This window comes from Mycobacterium decipiens (assembly GCF_963853665.1).
In the GTDB taxonomy this organism is placed as follows: domain Bacteria; phylum Actinomycetota; class Actinomycetes; order Mycobacteriales; family Mycobacteriaceae; genus Mycobacterium; species Mycobacterium decipiens.
Window position 1 is genome coordinate 1 of record NZ_OY970459.1, and the last position, 14,260, is coordinate 14,260.

At 64.1% G+C, this 14,260-nt stretch carries 12 protein-coding genes and 2 tRNA genes; 11 read left to right on the top strand and 3 right to left on the bottom strand.

Features of this window, described 5'->3' with window-relative positions:
• The 9 genes from dnaA (at position 1) to AADZ55_RS00045 (ending at position 11,219) form a co-directional block, all read left to right on the top strand.
• Positions 1 to 1,536 (top strand): chromosomal replication initiator protein DnaA, encoded by a 1,536-nt coding sequence (gene dnaA, locus AADZ55_RS00005; protein WP_085326571.1) that lies wholly within the window; start codon positions 1 to 3, stop codon positions 1,534 to 1,536.
• Between the two features lie 526 nt (positions 1,537 to 2,062).
• Positions 2,063 to 3,274: a DNA polymerase III subunit beta gene (gene dnaN, locus AADZ55_RS00010; RefSeq protein ID WP_085326572.1), complete on the top strand. Its 1,212-nt coding sequence runs from the start codon at positions 2,063 to 2,065 to the stop codon at positions 3,272 to 3,274.
• Positions 3,275 to 3,294: 20 nt separating this feature from the next.
• Entirely contained in the window at positions 3,295 to 4,443 is a 1,149-nt protein-coding gene (recF, locus tag AADZ55_RS00015) for a DNA replication/repair protein RecF (RefSeq protein ID WP_085326573.1), read from the top strand.
• Positions 4,440 to 5,000: a DUF721 family protein gene (locus tag AADZ55_RS00020; RefSeq protein ID WP_085326574.1), complete on the top strand. Its 561-nt coding sequence runs from the start codon at positions 4,440 to 4,442 to the stop codon at positions 4,998 to 5,000. Before recF ends, AADZ55_RS00020 begins: the two co-directional genes overlap by 4 nt.
• A gap of 241 nt (positions 5,001 to 5,241) precedes the next feature.
• Positions 5,242 to 7,269, top strand: a complete 2,028-nt coding sequence (gyrB, locus tag AADZ55_RS00025) for a DNA topoisomerase (ATP-hydrolyzing) subunit B (RefSeq protein ID WP_085326595.1) — start codon at positions 5,242 to 5,244, stop codon at positions 7,267 to 7,269.
• 34 nt (positions 7,270 to 7,303) lie between these two features.
• A complete protein-coding gene (gene gyrA / locus AADZ55_RS00030) occupies positions 7,304 to 9,820 on the top strand; it encodes a DNA topoisomerase (ATP-hydrolyzing) subunit A (protein WP_085326575.1) in 2,517 nt (838 codons plus the stop codon).
• A 152-nt stretch (positions 9,821 to 9,972) separates the two neighbouring features.
• On the top strand, positions 9,973 to 10,863 hold the full coding sequence (locus tag AADZ55_RS00035) for a DUF3566 domain-containing protein (RefSeq protein WP_085326576.1): 891 nt from the start codon (positions 9,973 to 9,975) through the stop codon (positions 10,861 to 10,863).
• A gap of 58 nt (positions 10,864 to 10,921) precedes the next feature.
• Positions 10,922 to 10,995, top strand: a tRNA-Ile gene (locus tag AADZ55_RS00040).
• A 151-nt stretch (positions 10,996 to 11,146) separates the two neighbouring features.
• Positions 11,147 to 11,219, top strand: a tRNA-Ala gene (locus tag AADZ55_RS00045).
• A gap of 116 nt (positions 11,220 to 11,335) precedes the next feature.
• Here AADZ55_RS00045 and cwsA read toward each other — a convergent pair.
• A complete protein-coding gene (gene cwsA, locus AADZ55_RS00050) occupies positions 11,336 to 11,770 on the bottom strand; it encodes a cell wall synthesis protein CwsA (protein ID WP_085326577.1) in 435 nt (144 codons plus the stop codon).
• Between the two features lie 152 nt (positions 11,771 to 11,922).
• On the opposite strand from cwsA, the gene ppiA reads away from it, so the two are divergent.
• The gene (ppiA, locus tag AADZ55_RS00055; protein WP_085326578.1) at positions 11,923 to 12,471 is read left to right on the top strand and encodes a peptidylprolyl isomerase PpiA; all 549 of its coding nucleotides are present in this window, start codon (positions 11,923 to 11,925) and stop codon (positions 12,469 to 12,471) included.
• 27 nt (positions 12,472 to 12,498) lie between these two features.
• Here ppiA and AADZ55_RS00060 read toward each other — a convergent pair whose 3' ends face one another.
• Positions 12,499 to 12,924 carry a PH domain-containing protein gene (locus tag AADZ55_RS00060; RefSeq protein WP_085326579.1) on the bottom strand — a complete coding sequence of 142 codons (426 nt, stop codon included), beginning with the start codon at positions 12,922 to 12,924 and terminating at the stop codon, positions 12,499 to 12,501.
• Positions 12,925 to 13,079: 155 nt separating this feature from the next.
• Complete coding sequence (gene crgA / locus AADZ55_RS00065) at positions 13,080 to 13,361, bottom strand: cell division protein CrgA (protein WP_085326580.1); 282 nt, start codon at positions 13,359 to 13,361, stop codon at positions 13,080 to 13,082.
• Positions 13,362 to 13,511: 150 nt separating this feature from the next.
• Here crgA and AADZ55_RS00070 point away from each other — a divergent pair, with 150 nt between their 5' ends.
• The gene (locus AADZ55_RS00070) at positions 13,512 to 14,255 is read left to right on the top strand and encodes a DUF881 domain-containing protein (protein WP_085326581.1); all 744 of its coding nucleotides are present in this window, start codon (positions 13,512 to 13,514) and stop codon (positions 14,253 to 14,255) included.
• Positions 14,256 to 14,260: the final 5 nt, after the last annotated feature.

Genomic DNA, 14,260 nt, shown 5'->3' on the forward strand with positions numbered 1-14,260 from the left:
TTGACCGATGACCCCGGTTCAGGTTTCACCACCGTGTGGAACGCGGTTGTCTCCGAACTTAACGGCGACCCCAAGGCTGACGGCGGACCCGGCAATGGCGCTACCCTCACCACTCCGCTGACCCCCCAGCAAAGAGCCTGGCTCAATCTTGTCCAACCGCTGACCATCGTCGAGGGGTTCGCTCTGCTGTCGGTGCCGAGCAGCTTCGTCCAAAACGAGATTGAACGTCATCTGCGTACCCCGATTACCGACGCGCTCAGCCGACGACTCGGGCACCAAATACAACTCGGGGTCCGCATTGCTCCCGCCTCGACCGACGAAACCAGCGACGGCGCGTTCCCGCCAGCCGACCCACTGTCCGAGGATCCCGCCGTCGCGTCACCGGACACAACCAACGACGTCGACGAGATCGAGGACAACGGTGCACCCCTCGATGGTGCTCAGCAGAGTTGGCCGAGTTACTTCACCGAACGTCCGCACAGCACCGATTCAGCCACACCCGGCGGAACCAGCCTGAACCGTCGGTACACGTTCGATACGTTCGTCATCGGCGCCTCCAATCGATTCGCACATGCCGCGGCCCTGGCAATCGCCGAGGCACCTGCCCGCGCCTACAACCCCCTGTTCATCTGGGGTGAGTCCGGGCTCGGCAAGACGCACCTCCTCCACGCGGCGGGGAATTACGCCCAGCGACTCTTCCCGGGCATGCGGGTCAAGTACGTCTCCACCGAGGAATTCACCAACGACTTCATCAACTCGCTGCGCGACGACCGCCGGGTTGCCTTCAAACGCAGCTACCGCGACGTCGATGTGCTGCTCGTCGATGACATCCAGTTCATCGAAGGTAAAGAGGGTATCCAGGAAGAGTTCTTTCACACCTTCAACACGCTGCACAACGCCAACAAGCAGATCGTCATCTCATCCGACCGCCCGCCCAAACAGCTCGCCACCCTCGAAGACCGGCTCAGGACGCGCTTCGAGTGGGGGCTGATCACCGACGTACAGCCCCCTGAGCTGGAGACCCGCATTGCCATCCTGCGCAAGAAGGCACAGATGGAGCGACTCGCGGTGCCCGACGATGTCCTCGAACTCATCGCCAGCAGCATTGAACGCAATATCCGCGAACTCGAGGGCGCGCTGATCCGAGTCACCGCGTTTGCCTCATTGAACAAGACGCCGATCGACAAGGCGCTGGCCGAGATCGTGCTTCGCGACCTCATCGCCGATGCCACCACCATGCAGATCAGCGCGGCCACCATCATGGCCGCCACCGCCGAATACTTCGACACCACGGTCGAAGAGCTCCGCGGGCCGGGTAAGACCCGAGCACTGGCTCAGTCACGGCAGATTGCGATGTACCTGTGCCGTGAGCTCACCGATCTCTCGTTGCCCAAGATCGGCCAGGCGTTCGGCCGCGATCACACCACGGTCATGTACGCCCAACGCAAGATCCTGTCCGAGATGGCCGAACGCCGTGAGGTCTTTGATCACGTCAAAGAACTCACCACTCGCATCCGCCAGCGCTCCAAGCGCTGAACGAGATCTTCTTCCGAACAATTTTCCAAAAAACTTCTCTCTCTCAAGTCACACCAGCCACGCACGCGCGTTGTGGGCACCACTGTGCACAAACCACCCGACAACTCCTACCGCCCGGGTAGTTCCGTGCACACCCGGTTCTCATCCCCACAGTCCCAACACCCACCCCCACAAGCATCTGCACCGTCATCCACAACCGCGACCCGCGCCAACCTGCACCAAGACCGGGTTGTCCCCAGATTGCACATGCCCTAATACGGCTATTGAGATCTCTTCATTGTTTGTTCTTTGAAGCACAGCGCTGGGGAACACCCCGCTACGCATCGCCCGCCAACCTCGCTGCGCCTGACTTGTCACCGTCAACGACTAGCTTTCAAGTTGACGTGAGAAGCTCTACGGTTGTTGTTCGACTGCCGTTGCGGTCGTCGTGGCGGGTCATGCGTCATCGGCGTTCGTCGCTGGGAGTCCCCACGCTAGCGGGGCGCTAGCCACTGGATTCGAACTCATCGTGAGGTGAAGGGGCGCAATGGACGCGGCTACGACAAGAGTTGGCCTCACCGACTTGAAATTTCGTTTGGTCCGAGAGTCTTTCGCAGATGCGGTGTCCTGGGTTGCCAAGAACTTGCCGGCCAGGCCCGCGGTGCCGGTGCTCGCCGGAGTGTTGCTGACCGGCTCGGATGACGGCTTGACGATTTCCGGGTTCGATTACGAGGTTTCCGCGGAAGCACAGATCGCCGCCGAAATTGCCTCTCCTGGAAGCGTTTTGGTCTCCGGCCGGTTGCTATCCGACATTACCAGAGCATTGCCGAACAAACCCGTCGACTTTTATGTCGACGGCAACCGGGTCGCATTGACCTGCGGTAGCGCCAGATTTTCGCTACCCACGATGGCGGTCGAGGATTACCCCACACTGCCGACGTTGCCGGAAGAGACTGGATTGTTGCCTGCGGAATTGTTCGCCGAGGCGATCAGTCAGGTCGCCATCGCGGCCGGTCGTGACGACACGCTGCCTATGCTGACCGGCATACGGGTCGAGATTTCCGGTTCGACCGTGGTTTTGGCCGCTACCGACAGGTTTCGCCTGGCAGTTCGTGAACTGACCTGGTCGGCGTTGTCGCCGGACGTCGAAACAGCGGTGTTGGTGCCGGCCAAGACGTTGGCCGAGGCCGCGAAAGCCGGTATCGACGGCACCGAGGTTCGGCTGTCGTTGGGCGCCGGGATGGCGGTCGGCAAGGATGGGCTGCTCGGTATCAGCGGTAACGGCAAGCGCAGCACAACGCGACTTCTCGATGCCGAGTTCCCGAAGTTCCGGCAGTTGTTGCCGACCGAACACACCGCGGTGGCCACCATGGACGTGGCGGAGTTGACCGAAGCGATCAAGCTGGTTGCGTTGGTGGCAGACCGCGGTGCGCAGGTGCGCATGGAGTTCGCCGACGGCACCCTACGGCTGTCTGCGGGTGCCGATGACGTAGGACGAGCCGAGGAAGATCTTGCCGTCGATTACGCCGGTGAACCGTTGACGATCGCGTTCAACCCGACCTATCTGACGGATGGTTTGAATTCGTTGCGCTCGGAGCGAGTGTCCTTTGGATTCACTACCCCGGGCAAGCCGGCGTTGTTGCGCCCAGTGTCGAAGGACGATGACGGTGTTGCTGGCTTAGCCGACAGCAAGGGCCCCTTCCCCGCGGTGTCGACAGACTACGTCTATTTGTTGATGCCGGTTCGGTTGCCGGGTTGAGCACCGTGGCGCCAGGGTAGGTGTACGTCCGTCAGTTGGGGCTGCGCGACTTCCGGTCCTGGGAATGCGCAGACCTGGAGTTGCATCCAGGGCGGACGGTCTTTGTCGGTCCCAACGGGTTCGGAAAAACGAATCTCGTTGAGGCACTGTGGTATTCGACGACACTTGGCTCACACCGGGTGGGCACCGATGTACCGTTGATCCGGGTGGGCGCTGACCGTGCGGTGATCTCGACGATTGTCGTGAACGATGGCAGGGAATGCGCCATCGATCTGGAGATCGCAGCGGGGCGGGCCAACAAGGCGCGGTTGAATCGGTCGCCCGTCCGAAGCACACGCGAAGTGGTCGGAGTCCTCCGTGCGGTGTTGTTTGCGCCGGAGGATCTGGGGCTGGTTCGGGGGGATCCCGCCGAACGGCGGCGCTACCTGGATGACCTGGCAGTTGTCCGTAGACCCGCTATCGCTGCGGTACGGGCCGACTATGACCGGGTGTTGCGGCAGCGGACGGCGCTGTTGAAGTCGGCGGCCGGTGCGCGGTACCGGGGTGATCGGGGTGTGTTGGACACCCTCGACGTCTGGGACGGCCGGTTGGCGGAACATGGTGCGGAATTGATGGCTGCTCGCATCGAGTTGGTGAACCAGTTGGCCCCGGAGGTGGAGAAGGCATATCAGCTGCTAGCACCGGAGTCGCGGCCGGCGTCGATCGGCTACCGCGCCAGCATGGATGCAACGGGTCATATGGGTGTTGACCGGGAATCTCTGGAAACGGGGTTGTTGGCCGCGCTAACGGCGCGCCGGGACGCCGAACTTGAGCGTGGGGTCTGCCTGGTTGGTCCGCACCGTGATGACCTGGCGTTGCGACTCGGCGACCAGCCCGTCAAAGGTTTTGCCAGCCATGGGGAATCGTGGTCCCTGGCGGTGGCACTGAGGTTGGCGGCCTATGAATTGCTGCGGGCGGACGGCAGCGAGCCGGTGTTGTTGCTCGACGACGTGTTCGCCGAACTGGATGCCATGCGCCGTCGAGCCTTGGCGACGGTCGCCGAGTCCGCGGAGCAGGTGTTGGTGACCGCGGCGGTGCTGGAGGACATCCCCGCGGGCTGGGACGCTAGGCGGGTGCATATCGAGCTGCGCGACGGCGAGACCGGACCGGTGTCGGTGGTACAGCCATGACGGATGCAGCCGACCGGCCCGAGGGTCGAGGTGAGCGATCCGGCGAGCCACCGGGTGTTGACTTGGTCAGGCGCACCCTGGAAGAGGCTCGTGCTGCCGCCCGCGCGCGGGGACAGGACGCCGGTCGCGCTCGGGCGGCGCTCCCCGCACCGCGCCGCGTCGCCGGACAGCGGCGAAGCTGGTCGGGCCCGGGACCCGATGTTCGTGATCCGCAACCGCTGGGCCGGCTGGCGCGTGAGCTGGCAAAGAAACGCGGGTGGTCCCTCCACGTCGCCGAGGGCATGGTGCTCGGTCAGTGGTCGTCGGTGGTCGGCGAGCAGATCGCCGAACATGCGACCCCAACGGCCCTGAATGACGGGGTGCTCAGCGTGACCGCCGAATCGACGGCGTGGGCCACGCAGTTGCGGATCATGCAAGCCCAACTGCTGGCTAAGATCGCGGCCGCGGTTGGCAACGGTGTGGTGCGATCGCTGAAGATTGCTGGTCCGGCGGCACCATCCTGGCGCAAGGGGCCGCGTCACATCGCCGGCCGGGGGCCACGCGACACCTATGGGTAGGACATCGAACCACCGGGACGAGGCCGCGGCGGCCGGGGCCTGAAAGCCGCCAGGACGAAATGGACCCCTATGTCGGACGTCGGGACGCGCCGGGAAGAAAGATATTGAGCGCACGGCGCGCCCAGATGGGTAGAAACGCGCACAGAAGATCGGTCCCAACAGGCGATGACGGTAGAGTGGGGTGCGACCCGCTGCGGTGACTGAACCGCTCGCATGCAACCCCGAGGAGAGTATTCGGACCGTGGCTGCCCAGAAGAAGAAGGCCCAAGACGAATACGGCGCTGCATCCATCACCATTCTCGAAGGGCTAGAGGCTGTCCGCAAACGCCCCGGTATGTACATCGGCTCGACCGGAGAGCGCGGCTTGCACCACCTCATCTGGGAGGTGGTCGATAATGCGGTCGACGAGGCGATGGCCGGTTTTGCAACCACGGTGCAGGTCGTCATGCTCGAAGACGGTGGCGTCGAGGTCACCGACGACGGCCGCGGCATCCCGGTCGCTATGCACGCCTCCGGGATACCCACCGTCGACGTGGTGATGACGCAACTGCACGCCGGTGGCAAATTCGACTCCGATGCCTATGCGATATCGGGTGGCTTACACGGCGTTGGTGTTTCAGTGGTCAACGCGTTGTCCACGCGGCTCGAGGTCGAGATCAAGCGCGATGGGTACGAGTGGTCGCAAGTCTATGAAAAGTCGGAGCCCCTGGGCCTCAAGCAAGGGGCGCCGACCAAGAAGACCGGGTCCACGGTGCGGTTCTGGGCGGATTCCGATGTCTTCGAAACCACCGAATATGACTTCGAAACCGTGGCTCGCCGGTTGCAGGAGATGGCATTCCTCAACAAGGGGTTAACCATCAACCTGACCGACGAGCGGGTGACCCAAGCCGAAGTCGTCGACGAAGTGGTCAGCGACGTCGCCGAGGCACCCAAGTCGGCAAGCGAACGGGCAGCCGAATCCGCTGCACCGCACAAGGTCAAGAGCCGCACCTTCCACTACCCCGGTGGCCTGGTCGACTTCGTCAAGCACATCAACCGCACCAAGAACGCGATCCATGCCAGCATCGTGGATTTCTCCGGCAAGGGGACCGGGCATGAGGTCGAGATCGCGATGCAGTGGAACGCTGGGTATTCGGAGTCGGTGCACACCTTCGCCAACACCATCAACACACACGAGGGCGGCACCCACGAAGAGGGATTCCGCAGCGCGTTGACTTCGGTGGTCAACAAGTACGCCAAGGACCGCAAGCTGCTCAAGGACAAGGACCCCAACCTCACCGGCGACGACATCCGGGAAGGTCTGGCCGCAGTCATCTCGGTGAAGGTCAGCGAACCGCAGTTCGAAGGTCAGACCAAGACCAAATTGGGCAATACCGAGGTCAAGTCGTTCGTGCAGAAGGTCTGCAACGAACAGCTCACGCACTGGTTCGAGGCCAATCCGTCGGACGCGAAGGTGGTCGTAAACAAGGCGGTGTCCTCGGCACAAGCCCGGATTGCAGCCCGCAAAGCGCGAGAGTTGGTGCGGCGTAAGAGCGCCACCGATCTTGGTGGGTTACCCGGCAAGCTGGCCGACTGCCGTTCGACCGATCCACGGAAGTCGGAACTGTATGTCGTAGAGGGTGATTCGGCGGGCGGTTCGGCAAAGAGTGGCCGTGATTCCATGTTCCAGGCGATTCTTCCACTGCGCGGCAAGATCATCAACGTGGAGAAGGCCCGCATCGACCGGGTGCTGAAGAACACCGAAGTTCAGGCAATCATCACCGCGCTGGGCACCGGGATTCATGACGAGTTCGACATCACCAAGCTGCGCTACCACAAGATCGTGCTGATGGCCGACGCCGACGTGGACGGCCAGCACATCTCCACGCTGTTGCTGACGTTGTTGTTCCGGTTCATGCGCCCGCTCATCGAGAACGGCCACGTGTTCCTCGCGCAGCCGCCGCTGTACAAGCTCAAGTGGCAGCGCAGTGATCCGGAATTTGCCTACTCAGACCGCGAACGCGACGGTCTGCTCGAGGCGGGGCTGAAGGCCGGCAAGAAGATCAACAAGGAAGACGGTATCCAGCGTTACAAGGGGTTGGGCGAGATGGACGCCAAGGAGTTGTGGGAAACCACCATGGATCCGTCGGTGCGGGTGCTGCGTCAAGTCACCCTCGACGACGCCGCGTCCGCCGACGAGCTGTTCTCCATCCTGATGGGCGAAGACGTCGATGCGCGGCGAAGCTTTATCACCCGTAATGCCAAGGATGTTCGGTTCCTGGATGTCTAACGCGTCTTGCGTTGCGATTGCGAACGAGGAATAGATGACAGACACGACGCTGCCGCCTGACGACTCGGTCGATCGGATCGAGCCGGTCGACATTCAGCAGGAGATGCAGCGCAGCTACATCGACTACGCGATGAGCGTGATCGTCGGCCGCGCGCTACCGGAAGTGCGGGACGGTCTCAAACCGGTGCACCGCCGGGTGCTGTATGCGATGTATGACTCCGGGTTCCGCCCGGATCGCAGCCATGCCAAGTCGGCCCGATCGGTGGCCGAGACCATGGGCAACTACCACCCGCACGGTGACGCGTCGATCTACGACACCCTGGTGCGCATGGCGCAGCCGTGGTCGCTGCGCTACCCGCTGGTCGACGGTCAAGGAAACTTCGGCTCGCCGGGCAACGATCCACCGGCGGCGATGAGGTACACCGAGGCCAGGCTCACCCCGCTGGCGATGGAGATGTTGCGTGAAATCGATGAGGAGACGGTCGATTTCATACCGAACTACGACGGCCGGGTGCAGGAGCCGACGGTACTGCCCAGCCGGTTCCCCAACCTGCTGGCCAACGGTTCGGGCGGGATCGCGGTCGGGATGGCCACTAACATCCCGCCGCACAACCTGCGCGAGCTTGCCGAGGCGGTGTTCTGGGCCCTGGACAATCACGACGCCGACGAAGAGGCGACGCTGGCCGCCGTCATGAAGCGGGTCAAAGGCCCCGACTTCCCCACCGCCGGGCTGATCGTCGGGTCCCAAGGCATCGCTGATGCCTACAAGACGGGTCGCGGTTCCATCCGGATGCGCGGAGTTGTTGAGGTGGAAGAAGATTCGCGCGGCCGGACATCGCTGGTCATCACCGAGTTGCCGTATCAGGTCAACCACGACAACTTCATCACGTCGATCGCCGAACAGGTTCGCGACGGCAAGCTGGCCGGCATCTCCAACATCGAAGACCAGTCCAGCGACCGCGTCGGTCTGCGAATCGTCGTCGAGGTCAAGCGCGACGCGGTGGCCAAGGTCGTGCTCAACAACCTCTACAAGCACACCCAGCTGCAGACCAGCTTCGGCGCCAACATGCTGTCAATCGTCGACGGGGTGCCGCGCACGCTGCGGCTGGACCAGCTGATCCGCCACTACGTCGACCACCAACTCGACGTCATCGTCCGGCGCACCACCTACCGGCTGCGCAAGGCCAACGAGCGGGCCCACATTCTGCGCGGGCTGGTCAAAGCGCTCGACGCGCTGGACGAGGTCATCGCGCTGATCCGGGCCTCACAAACGGTCGACATCGCCCGGGCCGGGCTGATCGAGCTACTCGACATCGACGAGATCCAGGCCCAGGCGATCCTGGATATGCAGTTGCGGCGACTGGCCGCCCTGGAGCGCCAACGCATCGTCGACGACCTGGCCAAGATCGAAGCCGAGATCGCCGACCTGGAAGACATCCTGGCCAAACCCGAGCGGCAGCGTTCGATCGTGCGCGACGAACTCGCCGAGATCGTGGACAAGCACGGCGACGACCGCCGTACCCGGATCATTGCGGCCGACGGGGACGTCAGCGACGAGGATCTAATCGCCCGCGAGGACGTCGTGGTGACCATCACCGAAACCGGATACGCCAAGCGCACCAAGACCGATCTGTACCGCAGCCAGAAACGCGGGGGGAAGGGCGTGCAGGGGGCAGGTCTGAAGCAGGACGACATCGTCCGGCACTTTTTCGTGTGCTCGACCCACGATTGGATCCTGTTCTTCACCACCCAGGGCCGGGTGTATCGGGCCAAGGCCTATGACTTGCCCGAGGCGTCTCGCACAGCGCGTGGGCAGCATGTGGCCAACCTGTTGGCCTTCCAGCCCGAGGAACGCATCGCCCAGGTCATCCAGATCCGCGGCTACGAGGATGCCCCGTACCTGGTGCTGGCCACCCAAAACGGGCTGGTGAAGAAGTCTAGGCTGACCGACTTCGACTCCAACCGCTCGGGCGGGATCGTGGCGATCAACCTGCGCGACAACGACGAGCTGGTCGGCGCCGTGCTGTGTTCGGCCGACGACGACCTGCTGCTGGTGTCGGCCAACGGTCAGTCGATCAGGTTCTCGGCGACCGACGAGGCGCTGCGGCCGATGGGGCGGGCCACCTCGGGTGTGCAGGGCATGCGATTCAACACCGACGACCGGCTGCTGTCCCTGAACGTGGTGCGGGAAGGCACCTACCTGCTGGTCGGCACGTCCGGCGGCTATGCCAAACGCACCGGGATCGAGGAGTACCCCGTGCAGGGCCGGGGTGGCAAGGGCGTACTGACCGTCATGTACGACCGCCGGCGCGGCCGGTTGGTCGGGGCGTTGATTGTCGACGACAACAGCGAGCTGTACGCGATTACCTCCGGGGGTGGCGTTATCCGTACCGCGGCGCGCCAGGTCCGCAAGGCAGGGCGGCAAACCAAGGGTGTTCGGTTGATGAACCTGGGCGAGGGCGACACACTGTTAGCCATCGCGCGTAATGCCGAAGAAAGCGCCGACGACAATGCCGGGGACGGCAACGGCGCGGAGGAACCGGACAATTAGACTCAGCCCGATGACGATGCGGGTCGCATCGCGATCCGAGGAGGAATCGGGCAAACAGACCCAAGCCCGATGACGATGCGGGTCGCATCGCGATCCGAGGAGGAATCGGGCAAACAGACCCAGCGGCCGGGTACACAAGTTAGGAGTCGGGGTTGACTTCACCGAACGAGCCGGGCGCCCTCAACAAGGGCGACGGCCCGAATGGGGATAGTTTGGTCGACCGTGCCGGTGCACACCGGGCAGCGACCGGACCGGGCCGGCTACCGGATGTCGGGGATTCGCCGCCGTGGCAGCGTGCTGGGGCCCGGCCCGCCCAAGCACCACATCGTCAGTCGCCAGAAGCGCACCCGGAGGGGCGCCCAGCCAGCCCACCCGCCGCCGCCGACGCCCGGCTGAACCGCTTCATCTCCGGCACGTCGGCACCGGCGGCCGGCCCAGCCAGCTCCGTCCGGACCCCGCCGCCCGAGCCCGACCCGCCGGTGCGCGGCAACGGTCCCACCGCCGAGGCCTACGCCAGCGAGCTGCCCGATCTGTCCGGCGCAATTCCGCGGGCCGCGCAGCGCCCGCCCGCGCCCGACCGTCCCGCGGATGCTGGATCGAGAGCCGGTTCGGGCACGGGCCGGTCAACCACCTCCGAATCCCGGGATGCCCGTGTTCAGGTGTCGTCGCGGCGCACCCGTGGTCCAGTCCGGGCCAGCATGCAGATCCGGCGAATCGACCCGTGGAGCACGTTGAAGGTGTCGCTGTTGCTGTCGGTGGCGCTGTTCTTCGTCTGGATGATCACGGTCGCGTTCCTGTATCTGGTGCTCGGCGGCATGGGCGTGTGGGCCAAACTCAACAGCAACGTCGGTGACCTGTTGAACAACGCCAGCGGCAGCAGCGCCGAACTCGTCTCCAGCGGCACCATCTTCGGCGGCGCGATCCTGATCGGTTTGGTCAACATCGTCCTGATGACCGCACTGGCCACCATCGGTGCGTTCGTCTACAACCTGACCACCGATCTGATCGGCGGCATCGAAGTGACCCTGGCCGACCGGGACTAGTGTTTTGAGAGTCGGGCGGCGATTGCGGTAATCTCGTCGCTCGGCCGTACGCGAGTACGGGCCTATAGCTCAGGCGGTTAGAGCGCTTCGCTGATAACGAAGAGGTCGGAGGTTCGAGTCCTCCTAGGCCCACGACCATGTGCCCGTCCAGACGTTGGGTGAGAATCGTGTTGCCGCTGGCCGTGATCGCGGTGGTGGCGGCCGTAGCGCGGTCGCGACGCGGTGTCGAAGTCTGGCACGTGGCGGCCGATCCGACCCCTGGTCACATGGCGAGCTGTGAAGAGGGGCCTTAGCTCAGTTGGTAGAGCACCGCCTTTGCAAGGCGGGGGTCAGGGGTTCGAGTCCCCTAGGCTCCACTTCTGTTGCGCCGAACGCCCCGCCAGCGCGACGTTCGGGTCCGAGCGTGACGCCGGTGTGGCGTTTGAAGCGGCAACCGATGAATGTCTAGCGGTGGTGGCCGACGGGCCCGCGCCTAGGGACGTGGTTGCACGTCGACGCTCGGTGGGCGCGGCGACGGGTCCGGGCGCGTCGAGCGCCGCACCAGGCTGAATGCGACGGCGCCGCCGGCCAGGACCGCGACCGCGACGGCGACTGCGGCGATGATCCACGGGCGGTGCTTGCCGCGACGTTGGGTCCGGCGCGCGTCCTGCAGTGCCTGAGGCAGGTTGCTGACCACCTGCTGCGCCGCGGCTAACTCCTGAGCGAGCGTTTCTTGGGCGGCAGCGACTTCACGGGCCAACCGGCCCTCCCGGTAGCGGCGACGAAGCTCCGCCGCGGTCGACTGCCCGGAGTGGACCCCGAGTCCGACCAGGCCTCGGGTCACGTCCGCGGGCCCCACCGCAGAGTAGGTCAGGCCGCGGGTTAGTCGCTCCCGTGGAGTCAACCGGGTTTCCGCCTTCTCGCTCATCTGCCGCCTTCCTGTGTCCGGGCCAAGGTCGAGCTCAGGGCCACTCACGTACCTCCACAGACTGCCATCATTAGCCCGCTAGCGGGACCATCGCGGGTACGGCGTGCCCGGCCGTCCAATCCAGGCACCCGGTGCGGGCAGGCCCGGACGCAATGGCAGACTGTGACTCCGTGACCAACAGCCCCATTGCGACCGCTACCGCCACGCTGCACACCAACCGCGGAGACATCAAGATCGCCCTGTTCGGAAACCACGCGCCGAAGACCGTCGCCAACTTCGTTGGCCTTGCTCAGGGCACCAAAGACTATTCGACCCAGAACGCATCAGGCGGTCCCTCCGGCCCGTTCTACGACGGAGCGGTCTTTCACCGGGTAATCCAGGGCTTCATGATCCAGGGTGGCGATCCGACCGGGACCGGTCGCGGTGGACCCGGCTACAAGTTCGCCGACGAGTTCCACCCCGAGCTGCAGTTCGACAAGCCCTACCTGCTCGCGATGGCCAACGCCGGTCCGGGCACCAATGGCTCGCAGTTCTTCATCACCGTTGGCAAGACTCCGCACCTGAACCGGCGCCACACGATTTTCGGTGAAGTGATCGACCCCGATTCACAAGGAGTCGTCGACACGATCTCCACGACGACCACCGACGGTAACGACCGGCCGACCGACCCGGTCGTCATCGAGTCGATCACCATCTCCTAAAGCGGGCGCCACGACTCCTCGTTTGTTTCACCTTTGGTGGCGACCGGCGTAGCCGGCGGCGGTCAACGCGTCGAGCACGTCCAGCGGATCGGTGCCGAGATCCCAACGGGACAGGATCACGAGCCCCCCGTTGACCGTTTCGATCTCGAGCAGCCGGACCCGGCGGCCGTAGCGGCGAAACTCGGCAATCCGAATGATCTTGATCTCGGGGCGCCGCAATAGCTGCGTCCGGAACCAACCCCGGACGGCCAGGCCGTCGGGGGCAATTGCCAGCTTTGGACGCGCGCGCCATGTGGCGCCCGCAAACAAGATCAGACCCACTGCGGCAATCCCGGTCAGGACCCGCCCAGGCGCGTCTGTGACCAAGGTCACAGACGCGATAGCCATCACCACCCCGGCGGCTGCGCAACCTGCGATTCCGGCCGGGTGAGGTGCCCACTCTGTTTGCTGCATGCTCCCCCTAGACCCTCCGACCACTGCAGACACTGTTATCCACAGACGCTATCAACAGTGGGGATGAATCACACGCATGTGATTGAGTCACCAAAAAGTTGCTGGGGCAGTAACGACCCGACCAGAATATGAATTCATATTTCCGCCGACCGATATCAGTGCCAGCGCATCGTGAGCAACAAACCGGTGATCATGAAAGCGAACGCGATCGCGTAGTTCCACGGACCGAGTTGCGCCATCCAGTTGAGCGCCACGGGGGCCTGGCTGCCGACCGCGGCCAACTGAAACACCATCAACCAGACAAGGCCGATCAGCATCAGACCGATGAACAACGAGACGAACCACACACTCGAAGGTCCGACCTTCACCTTCATCGGAGTGCGGCTCACCGCGGTAACGGTGAAGTCGTTCTTCTTACGGACCTTGGACTTGGGCATTGTTACCTCGGGATATCTCGGGACTAGCTCGACAAGACGGTGAGCGGCATGGGGTGCAACGATAGCGGTTGCAGCTGCAGGCATACCTTGTTTGGGGGCTTGGCTACGAGACTAACCCACCTACCACCCCGCCCGGGAAACGGAGACACGATGATCGATCCACGCCGCTCACCGTGGCGTTTCGGTGTCCCGCTGGTGTGCTTGCTGGCGGGGCTGCTGCTGGCCGCCACACACGGGGTGTCCGGCGGTGCCGAGATCCGCCGCAGTGATGCGCCGCGGCTGGTCGACCTCGTTCGTCAGGCCCAGGCATCGGTGAACCGTCTCAACGCGCAACGCGAAGTGCTGACCAACAGAATCGACTCAACGCACGGCCGATCTCCGGATACCGCGTTGGCGGCCATGCAGCGGCGGTCCGCCGAGCTGGCCGATGAGGCGGAGATGAACCCGGTCCATGGGCCGGGCCTGGTGGTAACCCTTCAAGATGCGCAACGCGACGCCAACGGCCGCTTCCCGCGCGACGCGTCCCCGGACGATCTGGTTGTGCATCAGCAAGACATCGAGGCCGTCCTCAACGCGCTGTGGAGTGCAGGTGCGGAGGCGATCCAGATGCAGGACCAGCGCATCATCGCAACGTCGACAGCGCGGTGCGTCGGGAACACGTTGCTGCTCAACGGGCGTACCTATAGCCCGCCCTACACGATCACCGCGATCGGAGATGCGACCGCCATGCAGGCGGCCCTGGCGGCCGCTCCCCTGGTGACCCTATACAAACAGTATGTGATCCGATTCGGCCTCGGTTATCGCGAAGAGGTCAAGCCGGATGTACAGATCGTCGGCTATTCCGATCCCGTCCGGATGCATTTCGCGCAGCCTGCCGGCCCCCTCGGCTACTGATGCCT